The following is a 23,462-nucleotide window of genomic DNA, read 5'->3' as shown; positions in this document are numbered from 1 at the left end:
ATTCATCGTCAGAATCGCCTGTAGGTTACTCGTCTACTAAGGGTCATCCTCCGGTAGTTCCGCCTTGTAATCTACCTATACCCGGGTGAAATTAAGATAAACCACTTTAAACAGAAAACTTTTTTACGACTATATGTTGAATAAATGAATACCTAATATAAACTGAACGAATCTATAGATAGCATTCTCTAAAAAACACTTGAAAATTAGGAGTAAGAAAGAGAGTTTTTAGATTTCATAAACTAATGCTTGATTATGTAAGCCTTTTCATTGTATAATTTACTAAACCGATTTAGTAAACCGTTTTATTGAATTAATTATAGAACTAATAGCAGCTCGAATTGGCATAAAGGAGGAATTATGTGTCTTCAAATTTTAGTATTCTAACACTTGGTGATGGCCTTATTACGATGAATCCGGCAGATACTGGTCCTTTACGATTTGTAACAAATTTTTCTCGTAAAGTGGGCGGGGCAGAATTGAATTTTGCAATTGGATGCTCTCGTCTTGGTCTTAAGTCAAAATGGGTGAGCCGTTTAGGAAATGACGAGTTTGGACGGGTCATTTACAATTTCGCGCGTGGTGAAGGCATCGATGTGACGAATGTCGAACTCATGGATGGGTATCCTACCTCGCTAAACTTTAAAGAAATTCAAGAAGACGGTTCGGGCAAGACGTTTTATTATCGTCATCAGTCTCCTATGCTTACAATGGAGCCAAAAGATATTACGAAAGACATGTTTGAAGGAGTTGATGTGATTCATCTCACCGGCGTGTTTTTATCGATAAATCCAAAAAATATTGAAATCGTGAAACAAGTTCTTGAAATTGCAAAAGAAGCAGGAATTCCAGTCTCATTTGATCCGAATCTACGGTTGAAAATGTGGACGATTGAAGAAGCAAGAGCGACGTTTATGCAAATATTCCCGTATGTAGATATTCTCTTGACAGGACTCGATGAAATCGAACTAATTCTTGAAGATTCTTCAGATGAAGCACTAATTGACTGTGCAAAGCGTTTCCAAATAAATCAGTTCGTGATAAAAGATGGTGCAAACGGTTCAAGAGTTCTCACGGATGGTACTTGGTATGAAAAAGAAGCATTTAAAGTCAATCCTGTGGACACAGTTGGTGCAGGTGATGGATACGATGCAGGTTATATCTACGCATATTTGAATGGTTTTTCTCCGCAAGAAAGACTGGAATTGGCAAATGGCGTCGGAGCTCTTGTTACAACTGTATCCGGGGACAATGAAGGACTTCCTTACTTAGAAGAAGTATTGCCCTTCATCCGACAAGAAAAAGGTATCGAAAGGTGAGGTGGACAAGATGAAAGCTGTTCAAGTCAGGAAAGCGTATGACCTTGTCATCAATGAAGTCGAACAACCGAAACTAGTTTCTACTACGGATGTACTGGTGAAAACGAAGCGCGTAGGGATTTGTGGATCGGATATGCATATTTACCACGGAACAAATCCGCTTGCGACATTGCCGCGCGTGGTCGGGCATGAAGTAACGGGCGAAGTGGTGGAAACGGGAGTGGATGTCACAACGCTTAAAGTCGGAGACCATGTCGTCGTAGAACCGATTAGTTACTGCGGCGAATGTTACGCATGCCGCAAAGGACGTCCGAATGTCTGTGAACAGCTATCGGTGTTCGGCGTGCATGAAGACGGCGGGATGAGAGAGTATTTCGTTCTTCCTGAAAAGCAACTCCACGCAGTCGATTCGACGCTTGATTGGAACGAAGCTGTTATGGCGGAGCCTTACACAATCGGCGCTCAAGCGACATGGAGAGGTCAAGTCGGGAAAGGTGATACTGTTCTTATCCAAGGAGCAGGACCGATCGGAATCTGTATCTTGAAATTCGCCAAACTACAAGGTGCATCTGTTATGATGACCGATTTAAGCGAAGAACGTTTGGCATTCGCACGGGAAAACGGAGCGGATAGGATAGTTCAAGTAGGGTCGGAAGATGTGAAAGAATGCGTGAAAGAGTGGACGCAAGGCGAGGGAGCAAACGTCGTCATTGATGCAGTGTGTCTGCCGATGACATTCGAACTGGGGATTGACGTTGTTTCGCCAGCTGGCACGGTTGTTGTCCTTGGTTTCGATGAAAGACCGGCTCAAATTCCACAGTTATTAATAACGAAAAAAGAGATAACCATTGTTGGTTCAAGATTGCAAACGAACCAAATGCCAAGAGTTGTTGAATTGTTAAACACAGGAAAACTTCGTCACGATGGATTAATCACACATACATTTGCGCTTGAAGATGTGCAAGAAGCATTTACATTTGTGGAGAATAATCCAGATAAAGTTCGCAAAGCTGTTATTGTATTCGACTAAGGGAGGCTAACAATCATGTCAAAGTTTGAAACTCATGCACAAATAGCGGAATCTAAAGTTGTTGCGGTCATTCGCGGAAGTGATGCAGAGGAAGCCATCCAGTTGTCAAAAGCAGCTGCTGAAGGTGGTATTCGAGCAATTGAATTGACGTATACGACGCCAAACATTCAAAAAGTGTTCGAAGAGTTGCAATATGAGGACATCCTTTTAGGGGCAGGAACAGTTTTAGACCCCGAAACCGCACGTCATGCCATTTTGGCTGGTGCGAAGTTCGTCGTAAGTCCTCATTTCAATAAAGACGTGGCTCGTATTTGCAACCGTTATGGCATTCCATATTTCCCAGGTTGTATGACGATTCGTGAAATGGTGGAAGCGCTTGAATCAGGTTGTGACGTATTGAAACTGTTCCCTGCAAACGACTTTAAGCCGTCATTCATTAAGTCTGTGAACGGGCCATTACCGCAAGTGAAGATTATGCCAACAGGTGGTATCAATCTGGACAATATAAATGAGTGGCTTGCTGCGGGTGCAGTTGCTGTTGGAATCGGCAGTGATTTGAATAAAGCATACAAAACGGGTGGGTACGAAGCAGTAGTGGAACTGAGTAAACAATATATAAACAAAATTTCACAATAAAAGGAGTGGCATAATGAATATTACATTTCGTTGGTATGGAAGAGACAATGACACTGTCACACTCGACCACATAAGGCAGATTCCTGGCACAAAAGGTATCGTATGGGCATTGCACCAAGTGCCTGCCGGAGAAGTTTGGAAAAAAGAAGACATTAAAGAAGAAGTCGATTACATTAAATCATTCGGTTTCCATTCGGATGTTGTTGAAAGTGTAAACGTTCATGAAGCTATCAAAATTGGCAATGAAGATCGTGCTAAATACATTGAAAATTATAAAGAGACAATCCGTAATCTTTCAGAGTTCGGTGTTAAAGTTATCTGTTACAACTTCATGCCAATATTTGACTGGACACGTACGGAAATGTTCCATCCGCTAGAAGACGGATCTACGGCGTTATTTTATGAAAAGGCAAAAGTGGACGGCCTTGATCCAAAAGAGTTAATCCGTACGGTAAGTGAAGCTTCAGATCTGACGCTTCCAGGTTGGGAACCGGAGAAATTGGATAAGATTACAGATCTTTTCGAAGCATACAAACAAGTGGACGAAGAGAAACTTTGGGCAAATCTTGAGATTTTCTTAAAAGAGATCTTACCTGTTGCAGAAGCTTGCGGCATAAAAATGGCGATTCACCCGGATGATCCACCTTGGTCGATTTTCGGTCTGCCACGCATTATGACAGGTCCAGAAAGTTACGAAAGACTGATTGCCATTTCTGACTCCGAGTCAAATGCATTTACAATGTGTACGGGCTCAATGGGCGCAAATCCGGAGAATGATATGGTTCAAGTCGCGAAGAAATACGCTTCACGTGCTCCATTCTCGCATATCCGTAATGTGAAAATTTATGATAACGGTGATTTCGTAGAAACATCTCATTATACGCAAGATGGCTCAATTGACGTAAAAGGTGTCGTCGAAGAACTCAATAGGCAGAACTACGATGGATACGTCAGACCTGACCATGGTCGCCATATCTGGGGAGAAGTTTGCCGACCAGGTTACGGATTGTATGACCGTGCTTTAGGCATCATGTATTTATTAGGATTATGGGACGCATATGAAATGAAAAAAGCGAATGGTGAATCATGATTCCAATTCATAACAACCTAAATGGACGGGTAGCCGTCATAACAGGTGGCAGTGGTGTTTTATGTTCAGAAATGGCGCGTGAATTAGCGCGCCAAGGTGTTAAAGTGGTAATTCTAAACCGCGACGCTGAAAAAGGTCAGAAAATCGTTGACAGCATTAAAGAAGCTGGAGGTACAGCCATTGCATTAGCGGCGGATGTGCTGGATAGAGCATCATTGGAGCGTGCAAGGGTTGAAACCGTTAAACAATTCGGCCAAGTAGATTTGCTCATTAACGGAGCAGGTGGCAATCATACTGATGCGATAACCGATCCGGAGATCTATGATGAACAAGAAGAGGGTAAAACTTTTTTCGATTTGGATGAAAACGGTTTTTCTGAAGTGTTTTCTACAAACTTTACCGGTACTTTTTTGGCAACACAAGTATTCGGAAAAGAACTATTAAAATCAGAAACACCTTCTATATTGAATCTCTCATCAATGAGTTCATATACGCCATTGACGAAAGTACCAGCGTACAGTGCAGCAAAAGCATCTATCAATAATTTTACGATGTGGCTAGCTGTTCACTTCGCGGAAACAGGGATGAGAGTAAATGCGATTGCTCCTGGTTTTTTCCTAACAACTCAAAATCGTGGTCTGCTGCTCAATGAAGACGGTAGCCATACTGCACGGTCAACTAAAATTATTGCAGCTACACCGATGAAACGATTTGGTAAACCTGAAGATTTACTTGGTGCAATGCTGTTTCTTGTTGATGAATCGTGTTCTGGTTTTGTTACAGGAACAACAATTCAAGTAGATGGAGGCTTCATGGCTTACTCCGGTGTATAATGGTGTAAAGTTAGATAATGGAGTTGGATCATTTGAAGAACATAACAATCGCGGATGTAGCAAAATTAGCAGGGGTATCTAAAAGTACAGTTTCTCAATTTTTAAATAAACGATATGAGTATATGAGTGAGCTTACACGAGAACGAATTGAATTGGCAGTCGAAGAATTGGATTATCGTCCAAACATAGTAGCGCGCAGTTTAACGCAGAAGTCTACTTTTACCGTCGGTGTCATTGTCGCAAATATACTTCATTCGTTCTCTACTCATATTATCCGGGCGATTGAAAACAAGTTTTATGAACATGGTTTTCATATAATTGTCTGTAATGCGGATGATGAACCGGAAAAAGAAAAGGAATATATCGAGATGCTTATGGCGAAACAGGTGGATGGGATTATCATATTTCCAACAGGCGGAAATATCGACTTATACAAAAGAATGAAAAAATCTGGTTTTCCACTTGTTTTTATGGACAGGACAATCGCGGATCTCGGGATTGAAACTGTTCTACTCGATAACGATAAAGCGGCAGAATTGGCTGTTAACCATTTCGCTGAAAGCGGTTACAGCAAGATTGCCATTGTTACTACGTCGATCATTAGAAATATAAGTCCACGAATTGAACGTATTCAAGGATATAAAAGAGCGTTAGAGAGTCATCAGTTGAATGTAAACGCAGACTATGTGAAGACAGCTGACTCGGATGCCATATCATCGGCTCTTGATGAATTGTTCGAGCTTGTTGCTCCACCAGAGGCCATATTGGCGGGGAATGATTTCGTGCTCATGGAAGTACTGAAGTATATAAAAAATCATAATTTAATAATCCCGGCAGATGTAGCTGTTATCGGTATTGATGACGTGCCATTTGCTAGTTTTTATACACCCTCAATTACGACCATTTCACAGCCGATGATTGAAATGGCTAATCTAGCTGTTAAATTACTCATGAAGCAAATGAATGAAAAAGAACACGGGGAACCTGAGGTATATCGTTTACAACCAACGTTAATTGCAAGAGGATCTTGTTGAGGCAGTCTGCCGAAAGGTTATTACCGTTGCTAGTTATGATAAAACAGGTTAGTACATAAAATCACAATTAGTAGCATCAATTGCTGTATTTCAAAGAAATAGAGATGAACTCTAGAATAGTAGCGAACATCTTTTAAAACTATACCAACACTGTAATTAACAGGGGGAGAAAGTTATGCCATTAGTAATTGTCGCTTTAGGGATTATTGTTTTACTCATATTAATCATGAAATTTAATATAAATACATTTATTTCATTAGTGGTTGTTTCATTCTTAATCGCTTTAGCTTTAGGTATGCCAATAAATGAGATTGTTAAATCAATTGAAACTGGCATGGGGGGAACGTTAGGTAGTATCGCATTAGTCTTTGGATTAGGAGCGATTCTTGGTAAGCTAATCGCCGATTCTGGTGGTGCTCAACGTATTGCAATGACGTTGATTGAAAAATTCGGATTGAAGTATATCCAATGGGCTGTTGTAGTGGCCTCATTTATACTAGGGATTGCATTGTTCTTTGAAGTAGGTCTAGTATTATTAATTCCAATCGTTTATCAAATTTCTAAGCAAATAAAAGTACCGTTTTTATACCTAGGACTGCCAATGTCGGCCGCTTTATCAGCTACACATGCATTTTTACCGCCACATCCAGGTCCTACAGTTATTGCCAATGAATTCGGCGCAAACGTAGGATTGGTATTGCTTTACGGTTTCCTAATTGCAATTCCAATCGTCATTATCGCGGGTCCTATATTCACAAAATTCGCGAAAAAATTTGTACCAAAAGCTTTTGATAAAGATAGTACAAGCGGTAGTATTGCTTCGATAGGTGAAACAAAACAATTTAAACTAGAAGATACACCAGGATTCGGTATCAGTGCTTTCACTGCATTATTCCCGGTTATATTAATGGCTTTCTCAACAATCGTCAAACTGTCTAGAGATGCAAATGATACAGAAAACGTGTTTTTTGACCTAGTTACAATGATTGGATCTCCAACAACTGTTATGTTGCTGTCTGTATTACTGGCAATCTATACAATGGGTATCGCACGGAAAATTCCAATGAAACAGCTTATGGAATCAGCAGAAAACGCAGTCAGAGCTATTGGTATGATGTTACTAATTCTTGGTGCAGGTGGCGCACTTAAGCAAGTATTGATCAATGGTGGAGTTGGCGATTATGTCGCTGTCCTTTTTGAAGGTAGTGCAATATCACCGTTAATTTTAGCTTGGCTGATTGCTGCTGTTATAAGAGTAGCACAGGGATCGGCAACGGTTGCAGCATTAACGACAGCTGGACTCGTCATTCCAATGATGGCAGGTACAGATGTCAATTTAGAATTAATGGTATTAGCAACAGGTGCAGGTAGTATCATTGCTTCACACGTTAACGATACTGGTTTCTGGATTGTTAAAGAGTCCTTTGGCTTAACGATGAAAGAAACATTCGCAACTTGGACTGTGCTAGAAACTGTTATTTCAGTGAGTGGTCTCGGTTTCGTTTTACTTCTAAGCTTATTTGTTTAAGAGGGGTATGAAATTAGTAAGAATATAAAAAGAGGAACTGTCCGGAAGGCTGAATGTCATTCAGCTTTTGCGGGCAGTTTTTTTGCAGGTAGTGATAGTTCCATAAACAAGAAAAAAGCATGATCCTTATACAAAGGGGATCATGCTTTTTCCATACCCCGATAAAAAGGGGGTGCACTCGGAAAATTTGATAGTTTTTTAATCACACAAACTGTTCTTTCTGACGAATAATCATGTAACTCTCGTCAGTGCAGTTTGATAGGGCTGACTCAATTAGCCATTCCGGCCATGCAGTCGCAAGATGGTTGGTACGCGATCTGCCCTTTTGAAATCAGTCTTCAAGTTGCACTTTCACAAAAAACGTAACGCTTACTGCTTGGTTAACACATTAGAATTGGAACCTGATAACACGGTTCTTAAAAAAGTGTACCTATCGTCAGCAAAGCAAATTTTCCGCCAAGGCTGTGCAGTTCATCGTCGGAATCACTTGTAGGTTACTCGTCTACTAAGGTTCATCCTTCGGTAGTTTCGCCTTGTAGTCTATGGATACCCGTGTTGCATTAAGATAAACCACATTGAGTAAAAATATTTAAACTTGCAAAGTTATGGTAAGTGTACAGATCTTTGAAAAACCCTTCGAGTAAAAAGATTCAAGATCTACATTCTATATGGGGATTGCTATGATTTGGTATTCGGGGAGAGGATGGTGACTAAAGAGTGAAAATTAATATGCGTTTATCGTAAAGATAGTGATTGTCATGCGGTTTGCACTTATGGTTGCTGTGTAGAAACAATCGTGACTATCACGACTACTTGCCAGCACAGCTACCGTTTCTTAGGTATTCATACGGAAAATATTTAGTCAGATTCATGCAGTTAAGATTTTTCTTTTGATTTAAATGAGTAAAAAGAATAACCCAATTTCAATTAACCGGGAGATGTGGATTTTTTCACCTACTTACACTTGTTCTTTTTTATCAAACGTCTCCAAGAACTGTTGAACGTTACCATAGGTTTTCAAGTTCTTTGTATTTATGCCTAGCTCTACAGTGGTCATGGCTAATTGCGGTCTTACACCTGTAATAACAGTCTCAATTCCGAGCAACTTTAAGATATCGATTATTTGAAAAACATGTTGAGCGACATAGGTATCAATCGCATGAATTCCTGAAAAATCAATTACCAACAACTCGATATTTAACTTTGTTACTTTCGGAATTACGGTATTTGTAATGTATGCCGATCTTTCTTCACTAAAGTCACCAATTAGGGGCAAAATTGCAATACCATCTCTAATTGGAACAATGGGTGCAGCTAGTTGCAAAATTTCTTTTTCAATTGCTTTAATTACTTTTTGATTACTTTCATTAAACTTTTTCGTAGTGTTACGAATTGCATCGTCAAAAACAAATGTAATTTTCTCGTAAAGTTTAGCTACTCCTTCTGTATCATATTGCTCCAGTAGCCCCTTTTTTTGAATTTCTTGCATAAGAGACAGGCGAAAAGTACTTATTATTTCGATAGTATCTTTAAGTAAAGTACCATCTTTGTAATAGTAGTTATCGATGTCATATTCTAAATTCATATCCTCTATTTCTTCATTACTTGAAAGAAGTGTTTTTGAAAACTCGCTTATTAAAACTGTCAATAGCTCTTTGTGTTTTGCAATTTGCTCTTCTGTCAAATGTAAATGCAATTTAGCTATAGCTTGTTTTAAACACTTGTCCGTGAGAGCTAATTTCTCTGTCTCCATGTAAACTCCAACTGATTGCATTATTTGTCCATTCCTCTCTCATTTCGGGTAGCCACTTATAGAAGTTTCCCTGTGTTATGCTAACTTTTTATATTTCAGTAGGGAAGGAAATGACAACTCTATTCCTAGTATTTGGTGTTGTTTAACGAATACCCTTTTCAGGATAAACGTAACTTAGTAACTAGAGGTTTCATAATTATTCCAACCTCTCCATTTTACCACAATAAACACTTGTCAGGATAATTCAGTGTGACAGACACCGAAATAGTAGTTACAAAAATGCTAATCCAAAGTATATAAGGATGAGAAGTTCGATGACTACTGAACAATTGACAGCAAAAGACCGTTTGCTAGAAGTGCTATTATTAAGTTTGGGACAACATAGTTGAAGAATTACATGTAACAGATTTATATATATTTCGTCTGATTGAAAAGTAGGTTATTTAGAGGAGGCAACATGGATGGGAGATTATGCACTTGAACGATTCTTACTGGGAGTTATTTTGTTCGTATTGTTCCTAATTGCTATCTTTTTAAGAAAGCGTGGCAGAATAGTAATTTCCATATTATTCATTGCCATATTGATTGGTTACTGGGTGTTTTATGGTATTCGAGAACAAGTCTTACAGAACAGATATGAAGAATCTATTGAAATAGTTGACACTTACCTTCAGGATAAATATCCGAATGAAACATGGACAATTGATACAATTGTAGAAGAAGGAAGAAAAATAAGGCCTACAAAGGTGAAAGTGATTTTTGATAATGAACAAAGTGTTGACTATATTTATAAAGTTTACGAAAAGAATCGAGTCATTTTATATGAATACGGTTACCCCGAAAACATGGATACTACTAATTTCATGCATGATGAAACGCATAATAATTAGAGATAACAGGTCGGATGTTATATCAATTTAATTTGCATTCCGCAAACATTAACGTTCAACATTAGAATTAATGTATTCCGGATCTCGCTCTGTTAGATGATTTCTCCATCTTCTAAGTGGCAGTTTAATTGAAGATGCGTAAAAAAATTCTATAACCTTTATTGTAGTAGAAAAAGCATTAATTAAGGGGGAGAAGATGAGTAAATTTAGAGGGATAATCTTAGAAGGCTATTCGAATGCTGGAAAGACTTCTGTTTTGAAATCGCTGAAAAAACTTCAGGCATGTGATGATGCCGAACGCAGTGTTGTCATTCTTAGTGAGCATTATTCGCAAATATTACACAAAGTAGATGGTGAATTAAAGTGGTTGGGTCGTGAGGAACACTTACAACTCTTAACAGAAAGAGTTATGATGTTGAAAAAGTTAAATGATTGGTCAAGAAAAATTGGACAATCATCCGAGCGTTCAAAAGGTTTATTCTTTATATTAGAAAGGTTTCATTTAAATCATCGAGTAGCATTCTCGCATACTATTTTAGATGAAATTAAGCAATTAGAAGTCGAGTTGTTTGAAATGGGAGCAAGATGTGCCTTACTAACTGTATCCCCAGAGAACATAGAACAAAGAATAAGTAGTAGGAATCCCAATGAATGGGTAGGGAAACCTGAAGAAGAAATGAAAATGGCTTGTGATTTATTATTAGAACAACAACAAGAGTATAGAAATCAAGCTGTAAACTCAATCATTCCAACAATTGAAATAAATACCGATAAAAAAGATTGGGAGTCCTACGCAAAACAGGTTTACTTCGTGAACTAACTGGGTGCGGGTACCAGTTTTACACACAGTGGTAGGGAAAATGGTTTAGTAAGAGAGGTCAATTCTTTATTCAGAAGGATAGTCACCTACTTTAAAGAATAAGGAATATAAGTATGAATGGCATATGTAAAGTCGTTCTGCGTTCGATTCGGTGGTTTGCAGGTTGATTTCATTTGACAAATCCGAATTCTTATTGCACTCACGTAACAGTATAGTTCAGTCAGCAGAAATGGATTTATGTTAATTATAATTTGGTAATTTACTTAGAATTGGAACTTTTATATGTGTCAAACGTAGTAAAGTTAAGGAACATTTTAGTTCAATTTACAAAGTAAGGTCAACTAGTATTTGGTCAAATCAACTCGTTGTTAGTCAGAGAGGAAATGAACTTTACTTATAGCGTCTCAACTTCCTAGAATCTCACTACGGAGATCTGCAAGTAGAACTACTTCAGTGCGATTTACCGTATAGTGTAACTGCGTATAAACAGCTTTTATAATGTGTTCCGATTACGTCTGTGTACTGTCATTGAATACATAATGAAAAGAACTAAGCCATGATCAAATTAAGACAGTTGATCAGCTCAATACCAAGCTTGTAGGGCGTGCTGTGACACCCTTTGACATGCTTTGCAAGCTTGGATTTCTCAAGGGAACTGATCCAATAATGAAAAATCGTTCCAAAGCCTACACTCGCTATCAGCGAGAGAGAGTCATTCAAAGAAAATGGGTGATTCTAAAAGATATTCTGCAACGAGAGGGCGAGTCCATGCCTGTGCGTGGGACATTAAGCAAAGGAAAAGTCCATTGTTCTTGTAAAATATGCCGCTATGAGCAGTATTATGGCATTCCAAAATCCAAATATAAAGCACAATGGGAAGGAATGCAGAAAGAAATCGGATGTTATATCTACTAGAGAAAACAGCCGAAATTAGGAGATTAAAGATGTGAATTTGAAATAAGTTACGACAATGTACAGGGTTTTTTATTCAACAGCCGGGCCATTTTTCTGAACAAGAAATAATTTTAGGGAAAAGGGAGATTATTTATGGATAAGGTAAAACAATTTTGGAAAGATTTTTGTGGAGCAAATCATATGGAAGGTACGGAATATAAAGATGCATTTCAATTTGGAGCCTCAGCTGATTGGTTAGCTGATTTAGTTGTAGAGGGAAAGAAGACAGCGACAACTTCAGGATATGAGTTATATGAGTTAGAAAAAGAAGCTATACCCCAAGCAGGCGAATATTATATTGTTCTAAATGGTCAAGATGAACCTACCGCAATCATTCAAATTCAATCCGTCGAAGTTGTACCGATGAATGAGGTAGCAGAAGATTACGCCTTAGCAGAAGGAGGAGGAGATTATCAGTTTTGGTGGGAAGCGCATGAAAAATTCTTTTCCGAATTACTAAAAGAATATGATAAAGAATTCTCGCCAGAAATGTTAGTTGTATGTGAGCGGTTTGAAAAAGTATATCCAAAATAACCAGTAAAACAAACTGCGCGATTTCAGAACAATGTGCAGTCGTCATTTAACTAGGAACAACTGAATAGTTCTTGAAAATTGGATGAAGTAAACGCGAAACCCAACAAACTCCTCATGTGAAGTTTGTCGGGTTTTTAAGTTATATAAGGGAACATTTACATAAATAAGCGCGGAATATCTCTCGAAGTGACAGCTCATAACACGTTCATTTAAGCTGTTCAATTTGTATATAGACCGGAATTTCACGTTCCAATCGCCAAACATTCTCTTTTACCCGGAATGTAGTGTGTATGCAAAGGATGCGTTTTGGAGCGGAAAAGATAGATTGGCAATCTAAAATTTGGAAAAAAGCATCATTAAAAATAAAAAGCACACTTTTACTGATGCTTGATTTTAAGAGATATTTCGAAAGCCAAATCTTATCTAGATCCCCAATAATTAATTCCTTTTAGGTTTTAAACTAATCGAATAATTAATTTGTAAAAATAATAAAATAGCTCCAATTCGGGTAATACTGATTAGTTGCGAGTCACCTGTAAATGCGGAGTAAAACATTAATCAAAATGCCAAGAATCCAAGTACTGCAATTATCAAATAGTATAATTTGGCTATGTTAAAGGAAAAGGTTGATTAAAATTAAAATGGTATGAAGAACCCACTTCACATAAATAAAATCCGTTTAACTCAAATTGGATATTTATGTAAAAACGAATCTGGAGTTTGTGAATAAAACCACTTACACTAACGGGGGCGGTTTAGTAAAAGAAGGGCTGGTTGGATATAAATTTAAAAAACCTTTTCTACATCGTAGAAAAGGATATGGAGGGGTAGAATGAGACGTTTGATAATTTTTCTGTTATCTGCTGTTTTTATATCTGGTTGTACAAATGTTAAAGAACAAAACAAAGTAATAAAGGAAGAGGAACATGAGATAGTGGAAGATTTTAAAACTCCTATTGAAACTACTTACCATTTTTCATATAAAGGACAGGAGTTTAAAATTATATCATTTTTCGACGAAGTATTGGAATACGCAAGAACAATTAGTGAGAATCCTGAGCTTGATAAAAAAGTTATCTATACAGAGTATGTATTAGAACCGTTTAAAGGGCAATCGTCTATTAATCATATAACATTAGGTGACCCTCTATCACCATCTTGGGAAATAGAACAGTTAGAAAAAAAGACGAATGAGCTACTTGGAAATCAAGGTCAAATTAATAAGTGGATAGAGGAAGCGATATTGAAATCGGCAGAACTGTTACCAGGTAAAGATACAAATATTTATATTTTCCCAGTTAATCCTGAGGAATGGCATCTCATTAATACAGGGGGAGGAATGAGTGGGATGACATTTTCTGAAAGTGATTTTTTGCTTATGATTGACCCATCCGTTTCAGAAGAAACGGTAAAGTATACGGTGGCTCACGAATATCATCATACTGTTAATTTTTTGTATGATGGAATACCAATCGATTATAATATTTTAGATTTAATCTTGATAGAAGGAAAAGCAGATTCCTTTGCAAGTATTTTATACCCTGAAACAAAAGTCATTTGGATAGAGCCACTATCTAATGATGAAGAGGTTAAAGTGTTAGAAGCTTTAAGCATAAATGGCGAATCTATGGATTTTATTATTTACGATAAATTGGTTAACGGTAATTCACGTAAAGATATTCCGAGATTCTCGAATTACAAAATAGGTTATCAAATCACTGAAAGCTTCATTGAAAACAACCCTGATAGTTCAATAATAGAATGGACAAAACTGGATGCTAATAAAATAATTAGGGGAAGTAAATACAAAGAAAGAATTTTTCAGTAAAAATCCTAAGTCTTAGATATGACTTTTACCGTTTGGATTAACAATCCTAATTCAACTATAAGGGGCTTTAGTAAAAAACGGACAGCAAAATCCCCTCACGTGTAAATTATAATACGTTGTCATCGGAATAGAGATTGTACTGTGCGATTGTATTATAAATGCAAGCGGCAAATAGCCCCACCTTACTATAGATGGGGGGCTTGTTGTATCATTTTGATACATATTAAAGACGATACACGTAATAGGTAATGTCGCTGACTAATGCATCAATTTGTCCAAGGCTTTACGTCTGTCGGATACGCATCGGATGCATTCCATTTTCATTCGCATTCTCCGCGATACTGTAGATAATTGCGCTCTCCCTAATACCTTGCGGTGTATTGGAGAAAAGAAAATGCCATCTGTCTGAGTATCGCAGAACCGCCAAAAGTAACGGTTTCGATCTCTACGAATACCTGAAGAAACTTTTACAGATATAAGCGGTATATAGTAAATGTGTTTTCGAATTAAGTACGCTAATTCTTTTAAATTCGGGCTTACATCATTTTAGCTCATTGCCGCTTCTTCGTTTTCTTATTATTATGTCTCTCGGCCGGTGTCAAGGGTTTGTTTGCAAGTTCATGATCAAACTCCCTTGATAAATTCTTCTTAGCCGCTTGCTCATCACTAACGTTACCACTTAAATTGTTCTTCGGGCTGTTACTCACTATAAACACCTCCATGATTTTAGTTTGCCACTAGGTGTCCATTGTATGCATTTTTATTAAATCTTACGGTCATTGTTTTGCAAATGATTATCTCTTCGAATGCAGTTACTTAGAATAGCGTTAACAGGTAAAACCTCCAATCCTGATCAAACTAAGCGCAAGATACGGGATTTATTTTTAATTAGAAATAGAAAATGGTCTACCGGTTTTTAAATAAGATTGCATTATAGTTGAAGAGAAATTTATTTTACAAATAGACATATAAGAACGTACATTCGTGTTATGATTTATTTGATACTACTAACAAAGGAGGATAATCGTGAAATTAAAGAACATTAACATTCAAGAACGGATGAAACATTATAATGTGCAAGGTTTAAGTATCACATTGCTTGAGGGCGATGAAATTAGTGGAACAGAAAATTATGGCTTATTAGAAGTGGAAAGCAATAGAAAAGCAAATGAAGATTCTATTTTTAGTGCGTGTTCAATTAGTAAGTTCTTAACAGGAATACTTGTAATGAAGCTAGTAGAAGACGGGCTTCTAAATTTAGATGATGATGTGAATGAAAATCTTAAAACGTGGAAAACACCGAAAAATGACTTTACTAAAAATAAAAAAGTGACATTGAGGAACTTACTAAGTCATCAATCTGGAATTAAAGACCCTGAAGGTAGTTTTCCTGAACTGAACTCGAAAATAGCTGTTCCTTCGATGGTTGAATTATTAGAGGGGAAAACACTTTATTGTAAAACTCCAATTGACGTCAAGTGTGAACCAGAAAGTGAATTCCATTATTCGGATGCCGGTTTCTGTATTATTCAACAACTTATAGAAGATGTTGCGAAAAAACCGTTTCATCAAGTTATGAAAGAGCAAATATTTAAACCATTAGGTATGGAAAATAGCCATTTCAATAAAACAGTATTGGAAGTGGATAGGCAAAATTTTTCTTGTGGTCACAATAAAAACGGTGAATTAGTAGATGGGAAATATCCTATATATCCTTATCCAGCAGCTTCTGGATTATGGACAACTTCTATGGATTTAGCTGAATTAGTTCTTGAGTTAATGAAGGCTGTAAAAGGTGAAAGCAAGGTTGGCATTTCGGAAAGTTTAGCAATAGAAATGATATCCCCACAAAGAGGTAAAAGTTGGACTGGATTAGGTGTGTTTCTTGAAGGCTCTGAAAAAGAACTAGAAATTACATCACTTGGTTGGGGAGTGGGTTTTCAATGTATGATGGTGGCCTTTCCCTATTTAGGGAAAGGGGCGGTCATAATGACGAATGCAGAATTGGGTGTTCATCAACTCGAAGGTATTATTGGAGAAATATATAAGTCTCTTTTGTCTTGAAAAGCGTTAAGATAGTAGAAAAATATACAGATAGCCTTAGCAAATCCAACTCATATATCTGAAGTTGTGTAGTTCATCAACGGAAATTTAGACCACAATAATAGTCCGATTTATTCTGAAGGTTTTTTGTCCTATTTGAATTAGATAAGCCATAAGAGGAAAGGTTATGATAGTAGAGACAGTAGAGACAGTAGAAGGTCAAGTAGTACGGATTTGTCGGTTTAGCACGGTTCTGAGAGGGGGAGGAACACAATCTACCGCAAGAGAGGTTAATTCTTTCTTCAGAAAGATAAACACCTTGTTTGAAGAAAAAGGAATAATTGGAACGCACATTTTTAATAGGCTAAAATTATGCGTTCCAATTATTTTATATAAGTAGCCATGATTTAGATTCGTTATTGTCAGTTTTTCATTTTAATAATAATTATATAGTAAGTATAACTTTACCTTGAGCGTGACCTTCCAGGAAGTATCTGAATGCTTCAGATACTTCGCTTAACTTATACCGTTTATCAATTATTGGTTTTACTTTGCCAGTCTCAAGTAATTCTTTTACATACATTAGATCATTTTGGTTTGCTCTCTGTAAAAGGTTACTTATTTACTTACTTCCAGTCATTGAAATAAAAGGTCCAAAAACTAAAGATCGAAACATTTGGGATTCGGCTCCACCTACGTGAACAAAATTCCCATTTGGTTTTAATACACGTTTATAAGCTGAAATGGAATTAGACCCGTTAACACCAAGAATCAAATCATAACGCTCCTTTGTTTGGGTGAAATCCACTTTTGTATAATCAATGATTTGGTCTGCACCTATTGAACGCACTATTTCTACATTTCTTGTACTGCATACACCTGTTACTTCAGCCCCGAATGATTTTGCTATTTGTACCGCGAAAGTACCGACGCCTCCAGATGCGCCATAAATTAATACCTTCTGTCCTGCCTTAATCATTCCTTTATCACGTAGTCCCTGTAAGGCTGTCACACTTCCCATAGGTGAGGCAGCAGCTTGCTCGAAGGAGATGTTGGTTGGCTTTAAAGCTATAGCAAATTCCTGGACAGACACATATTCAGCAAAACCACCCCAGCCACTACTAGAGAGGTCACCGAATACCTCATCACCTGGTTGAAACTGCTTAACATTCTTGCCAACAGCTTCAACTACACCCGCTATGTCACCTCCCGGTATAGCGTATTTCGGTCTCAGTAGCCCGAAAGCAAAGCGAGCTAAGAACGGTTTGCCTTTCAAAAGAACCAAGTTACCAAAGTTCAAGGATGCTGCATGAACTTTTACCAGTACTTCATTCTCTAAAGGCAAAGGCTTTTCTATCTCTTTTAATTCAAGTACGTCAGGTGATCCATATTTGTGACAAACGATAGCTTTCATAAAACTTCCCCTAATTTCCTTAGATTTATTTGTATTACAAAGATATAAATGACCCAAAACGAGAGATAGTAAAGTGTTATTATTAATATGGAATTACAAGTTGAAAGATACTGAAATATTTTAGGTTGGAAGTATTTTGAATAATGGATAGTGAAATGTGTGTGGAGATTACACTTTAACTAACGGGCCATTTTGCAGGTTAGTATGATTAAGCATGAAACAAACCGACTAGGATTCCGTCTAATCCTAAAAGGGGGTGGGAACGATGAGAAGATTATTTATCGTTGTTTCTATAATTTTGATTTTCGGACTATTTGGCTGTGTAACAAATAACAACAATGAAGAAAATGTAAGTGGTAAACCGAAAATCGCCAATGAGTCTAAACAGGTGGATGATTTCAAAGTATCAATAAATGTTGAAAAAGACCTTAATGTATATGCCACAATTACTTATATAGGAGAAGCAGCCGAAAAAGATATATATCATGGTGGAAGTATTTTTTTCTTTAATGTTTATCAACAAAATGGTAGTTTTGAATATTTTGGTGCTATGAATCAACCATTATTAACAACAACACTGATTCGAAATGAGCCTCACAGAGTAAAATTTAAAGGGATAGAAAAACTTGAATTAAAGACGGGTACTTATGAATTTGAAGCTATCGCTAATATATCCTTGGATTCTGATGATGTATTAGGAACAAAAATTGAAATTCCTGTTTCTAAAATTGAGGAAGTTAAATAATTCCTTCTTCAACTAACAAGTGCTTTACTTGAAAATCGTTGAGCGACTTAGATGATTCTATTTTCTTGTTGAACTAAAGTAGCATGTTTATTTCAATAAAGTTACATTATGCTAAAATACAAGCGTTATATATTAGGTTTTGAAAGAAAGGAAAAACAGATGAAAAAGATTTTTTTATTTTTTGGAATTGGATTTTTATTTTTATTCGCAGGTGCGTTTGAGGTTACGAAATTAAGAACATTTCAATTACTTGGAGAGTTAACATACCAAGTTGAAACGGAAAAAAGGTCGTTGCTTTAACATTTGATGACGGTCCGACAAAGAACGTGGATCAAATTCTGCCTTTGTTAGATAAATACAAGTCAACAGTGAAAAACGAATTCTTTGCGTTGTAATTCAGAGGGAGATTTTTTAAACCTATTGGATTTCCATTTCGTTTAGATAGCCTATTTATCAGCATTGTCTAATCCACCATCCATGGATGAGTCTCACTCCTCGATCTTTCCTTATGAAAAATCCTTTTTATATTGGACGGCCATGTAAATTCCACTAGCTAAAAATGCCAATGTATATTTGAACAAGAAAAAGATGTTCCACATATATTCGTTTGGGAAAATTATGTCACATAGAACAATTACCAAGAGCATATAGTAACAGCTTTTCAAAAAGATTTTATTTGTCCGTTCGTCGTCTTGCCCAATCTTCTTATAACATACATAGGTAAAAATCGCACTACCCATAAGCAGTAAAAAACCAACTCCAATGAGAATATTCCAATTTCCCGTAGATTGTTCAGCCCAGGACTTTAAAGGGGAAAAAATCGCATTAGAGATATCTGTAGATTTAATTGTCAATTTAATCACTTCCTTTCAGATAAGTAAAAATATCGTTTACATCAACACTAAAAAAATCGGCAATTCGAAAAGCCAACAGCATAGTCGGAAGATAATTTCCTTTTTCCATCACGAAGATGGTTTGTTTGGAAACACCGACTTTCTCAGCTAATTCTTGCTGAGACATTCTGGCAAGTACACGATATTCATAAACCTTGTTAGATATCGAATCCCCAAAATCTTTCTTCATGACCATCACCTCTTGAATTGAATTATAAACTCGATTTTAATAAAAGTAAAGTAAACTTATACAAAATAGTTCAATACCTTTATTTTTGCTTGGATTACTTTGATTTAACAATAGCCAGACTGTAGAAAGTACCTGACGAAATTCATGATTCCGTCAGGTTCACATATCGATCTGGTGTAATTTATGGTTTTTTGGTGGTGCATTTTATGATATTTAGTGGTTCAAAAAACGTTTAGAGTGGTGCAATCATACTATCGAATAAATTAATGCCTATGAAACTTTCACTATATTTTTTTTATAAGTACTCAGAAGTGTAAAATGTTTGTCTTTGAGCTCTTCAACTTGTGGTGATACCTGGTATCGAATGCGACAATGACACTATTGATATCGTATTGGAGTTAGTTTAGTGTTGGATGGTAGGTATGCGTTGCCAAAAGTTTGTGTTAAATTATTTGGCAATAAAGTAGAAGGTGGTATTAGATTGAGTAGAATGGAACGTAGGAATAAACAAGCACGATTAAGCAGAAGTAAAGAATGGTTTAAATCGAAAAAACTCATCAGTAGACTAGTAGTCGTCTTCATAGGTATTATCTTTTTTGGTCTATTGGTATTTACGATTTTAATAACGTTTAGCGATGTTAGTAAATTGGACATCGTTGAACCAAGACCTACATACATTTACGATATAAATGGCGAGGTAGCTAGTAAAGTGTCTAACTCGAAAATAGAAGGAGTGAGTTTGGATCAAATTCCAACAGAACTCATCGAAGCTTTCGTCGCTACAGAAGACCAACATTTTTATAAGCATAACGGAATTAATTACTTCGGTATTACTAAAGCATTCATGAAAAATCTAGTTAAAGGTGAAGTGGTTGCTGGTGGTAGTACAATTACTCAACAACTCTCGAAAAATGTATTTCTAACATCAGAAACTACTTATACGCGTAAATTCAAAGAACTTATATTCACAAAGAAGATAGAACGAACATACTCAAAAGATGAAATTATGGAACGCTATCTAAATCAAATCTATTTTGGGGAAGGCGCATGGGGCATTCAGAGAGCAGCACATGTCTATTTTGGTAAAGATGTGAGTGAACTAACATTAAACGAATCAGCTACACTAGCTGGACTAGTCAAAGCTCCGTCTAACTTATCGCCCTATAAAAACATGGGAAAAGCGCTTGACCGAAGAAATATCGTGCTGTCGTTAATGAAGAGCGAAGGCTACATCAGTCAGCAGGATTTGGATAAAAACCTTGATCAACCGATCGTATTAACGGATAAAGAGACGATAGATTATAAAGGGAAATATCCGTATTATGTGGACTATCTTATCGAGGAAGCAGTAAATATGTACGGTTTGACTGAGAATGAAGTGTTGTCTGGGGGACTTCACATTTATACCGAACTTAATCCTGTTATTCAGGACGCTACGGAAGAGGTCTATCAAAATGAAGACAATTTTCCAGATAGTAAGCCCGATCAACTTATTCAAAGTGGGTCCGTATTTCTTAATCCTAAAACGGGTGGGATTAGCGCGTTAGTTGGAGGAAGAGGAGACTATACGTACAAACGTTTTAATAATGCGACAAATTTAGTAAGGCAACCCGGATCAGCGTTAAAACCGCTTGCTGTTTACACTTCTGCATTGGAGCAGGGGTATGACTTTGACGATATGCTGGTTGATGAACCAATCAATATAGATGGCTACCAACCACAAAATATTGATAAACGATACCGCGGACATGTGACACTGTATGATGCACTAATAAACTCTTATAACATACCTCCAGTTTGGCTATTAAATGAAATCGGAATTGAAAAAGGTTTTAGTACAGTTGAACGGTTTGGTATTCCTTTAGAAAAAGAAGATCATAATCTCGGGCTAGCATTGGGTGGCTTGCACCAAGGAACGTCACCCTTGTTAATGGCCCAGGCTTTTTCCGCATTTCCTAACGATGGAATAATGATGCAAGCTCATGCTATATCAGAAATAAAGGATGCAGAAGGAAAAATAATTGGTAAGTGGAGTGACAAGTCTTCGCAGGTTACAGAACCGGAAGTTGCTCAAAAGATGACGTATATGCTAAAAGGGGTTGTGGATAACGGAACAGCTAGAAATGCACAGATACCCGGAATAGACGTAGCTGGAAAAACCGGTACTACACAACTACCTTTCCCTGGTGTAGCTGGTTCAAAAGATCACTGGTTTGTTGGATATACGCCAGATCTCGTTGGTGCGACTTGGTTAGGCTATGATAAAACGGATCAAGCCCATTACTTGACGGCAACAAGTGGTGTCACAGTGACAACAATCTTTCAACAAATAGTATCTAAATCCATAAGTGAATTGCCTAACAAGGAATTTAATTTGCCATTGGTTGAAAAGAAGAAAAAGAAACAAAGTAAAAGGAAAGAAAACGGGCAGAAGAAAGATAAAGAAAACAAAAAGGATAAAGAGGATAAGAAAGATAAGGGGAAGGACAGAGACAAAGAACATAAAAAGGATATGGAGGACAAAAGAAACAAGGACAAAGATAAAGACAAAGACAGGACAGGGACAGGGACAAAGACAAAGACAAAGACAAAGACAAAGACAGGGATAAAGACAGAGGCAGAGACAGAGACAAAAAGGATAAAGATAATGAGTGAGACATGATTATTTGAATGTATGAACTGTTTGACTTCTTGTTTAGGGGAATATTGCATCAACCAAAAAATTCTATGATTAAAGAAACAAAGGTAGCGAGTTGCTTGAAAAAATCTCGTTCGATGCAGGAATGGAAGTGCACACAAGGCGTCAACTTGTCCGTGGGATATGGCGAGGAACACACTGAGCGAAGAGTATCTGGATATAGATGCTTTTTACCAGGTGACGAAGTTATTGGAGGCTATTTTTAGTCGACAAAGAGAGCTTCGGAATATTGTATGGCAGAGTATGGGCTAGATGATAAAACCTAATCAAGGACCCAGCTGTATCAAGTTGAACGGATAACAATCATTAAAGGGGAGATGCATTATGCACGTTATTGATAAGTTATTAAAAGAATATAATCTTGTCCATAAAAAAGAAGATCTATTGAAAATCACAGCTTCATCTATTGGAATGGTTAAAGAACTAGTAGACGAGGCGGATATTCCAATAGGGCATTCTAAATTTGGTGGTTTACCCGATTTACCTGCTCACTTTTCATTTCCCAAATACCATAATGGATATCTATCATTTTTAGCACAATTGAATCTAAGAGAAGCTAGCCCTTTTGATAAGGAAAACCTACTTCCGAAAACAGGAATTCTCTATTTCTTTTATGATGTAGTAGATCAACCTTGGGGATTTGATAAAGAAGATAAGAATTGTTTCAAAGTTCTTTATTTCGATGGAGATGTAAAAGAGTTAACACGCACACCATATCCCGAAAAGACAGAAGATTATTTCCAATTGCCTGTATTTAAAGCAATGTTTAATGAATTATTATCCTTTCCGGAAGAGTTTTCGGGGATAGTATTGAACGAAGAGGAATTAGATAACTACTTTGATTTCAGAGGGAGTATGATGCAACAAGTAGAAAGGTACAGTGGATCAATTGCTTCTCCAATGCACTATATGTTTGGAGAACCTTTTGCCATACAGAATAACGTGTTTGAAGAAATTATTTATTATGATAACGATGAGAAAATAAATTGGAACTCGAAGGAAATCAAACAGAAACGTAATGAAATGGTTTTATTGTTTCAAATGGATAGTGATGATGATTTAGATGTCATGTGGGGCGATGTTGGGATTCTTTACTTTTGTATCGATAAAAACGACCTTCAGAGTAAACAGTTTGATAAAGCGAAGTTTACTCTTCAATGTCATTGAGTAGAGGGCACTACCCTTCACATAATATCAAAGTAAAAAGGATTGCCTAGTATCCTGTCTTGA

General features: G+C 37.0%; 20 protein-coding genes and 2 pseudogenes. 17 read left to right on the top strand and 5 right to left on the bottom strand.

All coding sequences use genetic code 11. From position 1 onward, the window contains the following. Window positions 1-362: 362 nt before the first annotated feature. The 7 genes from H7992_RS16695 to H7992_RS16665 all read left to right on the top strand — a co-directional run bounded on the left by H7992_RS16695 (window position 363) and on the right by H7992_RS16665 (window position 7,470). Window positions 363-1,319, top strand: a complete 957-nt coding sequence (locus H7992_RS16695) for a sugar kinase (protein ID WP_187045347.1) — start codon at window positions 363-365, stop codon at window positions 1,317-1,319. A gap of 10 nt (window positions 1,320-1,329) precedes the next feature. Continuing rightward, complete coding sequence (locus H7992_RS16690; protein WP_187045346.1) at window positions 1,330-2,349, top strand: zinc-binding alcohol dehydrogenase family protein; 1,020 nt, start codon at window positions 1,330-1,332, stop codon at window positions 2,347-2,349. Between the two features lie 15 nt (window positions 2,350-2,364). Next, complete coding sequence (locus tag H7992_RS16685) at window positions 2,365-2,985, top strand: bifunctional 2-keto-4-hydroxyglutarate aldolase/2-keto-3-deoxy-6-phosphogluconate aldolase (RefSeq protein WP_187045345.1); 621 nt, start codon at window positions 2,365-2,367, stop codon at window positions 2,983-2,985. Window positions 2,986-2,998: 13 nt separating this feature from the next. Continuing rightward, the gene (gene uxuA, locus H7992_RS16680) at window positions 2,999-4,075 is read left to right on the top strand and encodes a mannonate dehydratase (protein ID WP_187045344.1); all 1,077 of its coding nucleotides are present in this window, start codon (window positions 2,999-3,001) and stop codon (window positions 4,073-4,075) included. Beyond that, window positions 4,072-4,908: an SDR family oxidoreductase gene (locus tag H7992_RS16675; protein WP_187045343.1), complete on the top strand. Its 837-nt coding sequence runs from the start codon at window positions 4,072-4,074 to the stop codon at window positions 4,906-4,908. The genes uxuA and H7992_RS16675 overlap by 4 nt, the downstream gene beginning before the upstream one ends. A gap of 32 nt (window positions 4,909-4,940) precedes the next feature. Further along, on the top strand, window positions 4,941-5,942 hold the full coding sequence (locus H7992_RS16670) for a LacI family DNA-binding transcriptional regulator (protein WP_187045342.1): 1,002 nt from the start codon (window positions 4,941-4,943) through the stop codon (window positions 5,940-5,942). Window positions 5,943-6,117: 175 nt separating this feature from the next. Next, on the top strand, window positions 6,118-7,470 hold the full coding sequence (locus H7992_RS16665) for a gluconate:H+ symporter (RefSeq protein WP_067211010.1): 1,353 nt from the start codon (window positions 6,118-6,120) through the stop codon (window positions 7,468-7,470). A 958-nt stretch (window positions 7,471-8,428) separates the two neighbouring features. On the opposite strand, the gene H7992_RS16660 is transcribed toward H7992_RS16665, so the two are convergent. Further along, window positions 8,429-9,244 carry an STAS domain-containing protein gene (locus H7992_RS16660; RefSeq protein WP_067211008.1) on the bottom strand — a complete coding sequence of 272 codons (816 nt, stop codon included), beginning with the start codon at window positions 9,242-9,244 and terminating at the stop codon, window positions 8,429-8,431. 440 nt (window positions 9,245-9,684) lie between these two features. Between H7992_RS16660 and H7992_RS16655 the strand changes: the two genes are divergently transcribed. The 5 genes from H7992_RS16655 to H7992_RS16635 all read left to right on the top strand — a co-directional run bounded on the left by H7992_RS16655 (window position 9,685) and on the right by H7992_RS16635 (window position 14,249). After that, window positions 9,685-10,113: a DUF4229 domain-containing protein gene (locus tag H7992_RS16655; RefSeq protein WP_187045341.1), complete on the top strand. Its 429-nt coding sequence runs from the start codon at window positions 9,685-9,687 to the stop codon at window positions 10,111-10,113. A 196-nt stretch (window positions 10,114-10,309) separates the two neighbouring features. Then, the gene (locus H7992_RS16650; protein ID WP_187045340.1) at window positions 10,310-10,933 is read left to right on the top strand and encodes a DEAD/DEAH box helicase family protein; all 624 of its coding nucleotides are present in this window, start codon (window positions 10,310-10,312) and stop codon (window positions 10,931-10,933) included. 609 nt (window positions 10,934-11,542) lie between these two features. Then, a complete protein-coding gene (locus H7992_RS16645) occupies window positions 11,543-11,848 on the top strand; it encodes a hypothetical protein (RefSeq protein ID WP_255428467.1) in 306 nt (101 codons plus the stop codon). A 132-nt stretch (window positions 11,849-11,980) separates the two neighbouring features. Further along, a complete protein-coding gene (locus tag H7992_RS16640; protein ID WP_187045339.1) occupies window positions 11,981-12,421 on the top strand; it encodes an ASCH domain-containing protein in 441 nt (146 codons plus the stop codon). An 832-nt stretch (window positions 12,422-13,253) separates the two neighbouring features. Next, complete coding sequence (locus H7992_RS16635; protein ID WP_187045338.1) at window positions 13,254-14,249, top strand: DUF2268 domain-containing putative Zn-dependent protease; 996 nt, start codon at window positions 13,254-13,256, stop codon at window positions 14,247-14,249. A 551-nt stretch (window positions 14,250-14,800) separates the two neighbouring features. Here the strand turns inward: H7992_RS16635 and sspO are convergent. Continuing rightward, window positions 14,801-14,956 (bottom strand): small acid-soluble spore protein SspO, encoded by a 156-nt coding sequence (gene sspO, locus H7992_RS16630; RefSeq protein WP_255428466.1) that lies wholly within the window; start codon window positions 14,954-14,956, stop codon window positions 14,801-14,803. Between the two features lie 319 nt (window positions 14,957-15,275). On the opposite strand from sspO, the gene H7992_RS16625 reads away from it, so the two are divergent. Continuing rightward, window positions 15,276-16,313 (top strand): serine hydrolase domain-containing protein, encoded by a 1,038-nt coding sequence (locus H7992_RS16625; RefSeq protein ID WP_187045336.1) that lies wholly within the window; start codon window positions 15,276-15,278, stop codon window positions 16,311-16,313. Window positions 16,314-16,737: 424 nt separating this feature from the next. On the opposite strand, the pseudogene H7992_RS16620 reads toward H7992_RS16625, so the two are convergent. Further along, window positions 16,738-17,706: pseudogene (locus H7992_RS16620) on the bottom strand (NAD(P)-dependent alcohol dehydrogenase). A 265-nt stretch (window positions 17,707-17,971) separates the two neighbouring features. On the opposite strand from H7992_RS16620, the gene H7992_RS16615 reads away from it, so the two are divergent. Next, complete coding sequence (locus H7992_RS16615; RefSeq protein WP_187045335.1) at window positions 17,972-18,451, top strand: hypothetical protein; 480 nt, start codon at window positions 17,972-17,974, stop codon at window positions 18,449-18,451. Between the two features lie 159 nt (window positions 18,452-18,610). Further along, window positions 18,611-18,843 (top strand): annotated as a pseudogene (locus H7992_RS16610) (polysaccharide deacetylase family protein); the annotation flags it as partial. Between the two features lie 114 nt (window positions 18,844-18,957). Here H7992_RS16610 and H7992_RS16605 read toward each other — a convergent pair. Next, window positions 18,958-19,305 carry a DUF2178 domain-containing protein gene (locus H7992_RS16605; RefSeq protein ID WP_187045334.1) on the bottom strand — a complete coding sequence of 116 codons (348 nt, stop codon included), beginning with the start codon at window positions 19,303-19,305 and terminating at the stop codon, window positions 18,958-18,960. Between the two features lies 1 nt (window position 19,306). Beyond that, a complete protein-coding gene (locus tag H7992_RS16600) occupies window positions 19,307-19,534 on the bottom strand; it encodes a helix-turn-helix transcriptional regulator (RefSeq protein ID WP_187045333.1) in 228 nt (75 codons plus the stop codon). Window positions 19,535-20,024: 490 nt separating this feature from the next. Between H7992_RS16600 and H7992_RS16595 the strand changes: the two genes are divergently transcribed. Further along, window positions 20,025-22,196, top strand: coding sequence for a transglycosylase domain-containing protein (locus H7992_RS16595; RefSeq protein ID WP_187047935.1), 2,172 nt, complete (start codon window positions 20,025-20,027; stop codon window positions 22,194-22,196). A gap of 360 nt (window positions 22,197-22,556) precedes the next feature. Continuing rightward, entirely contained in the window at window positions 22,557-23,399 is an 843-nt protein-coding gene (locus tag H7992_RS16590) for a YwqG family protein (RefSeq protein WP_187045332.1), read from the top strand. The last annotated feature ends 63 nt before the right edge of the window (window positions 23,400-23,462 follow it).

It is taken from the genome of Sporosarcina sp. resist, assembly GCF_014302295.1.
Lineage (GTDB): Bacteria > Bacillota > Bacilli > Bacillales_A > Planococcaceae > Sporosarcina > Sporosarcina psychrophila.
The sequence above is the reverse complement of the archived record's forward strand: the minus strand, read 5'-3'. Positions and strand labels throughout refer to the sequence as shown.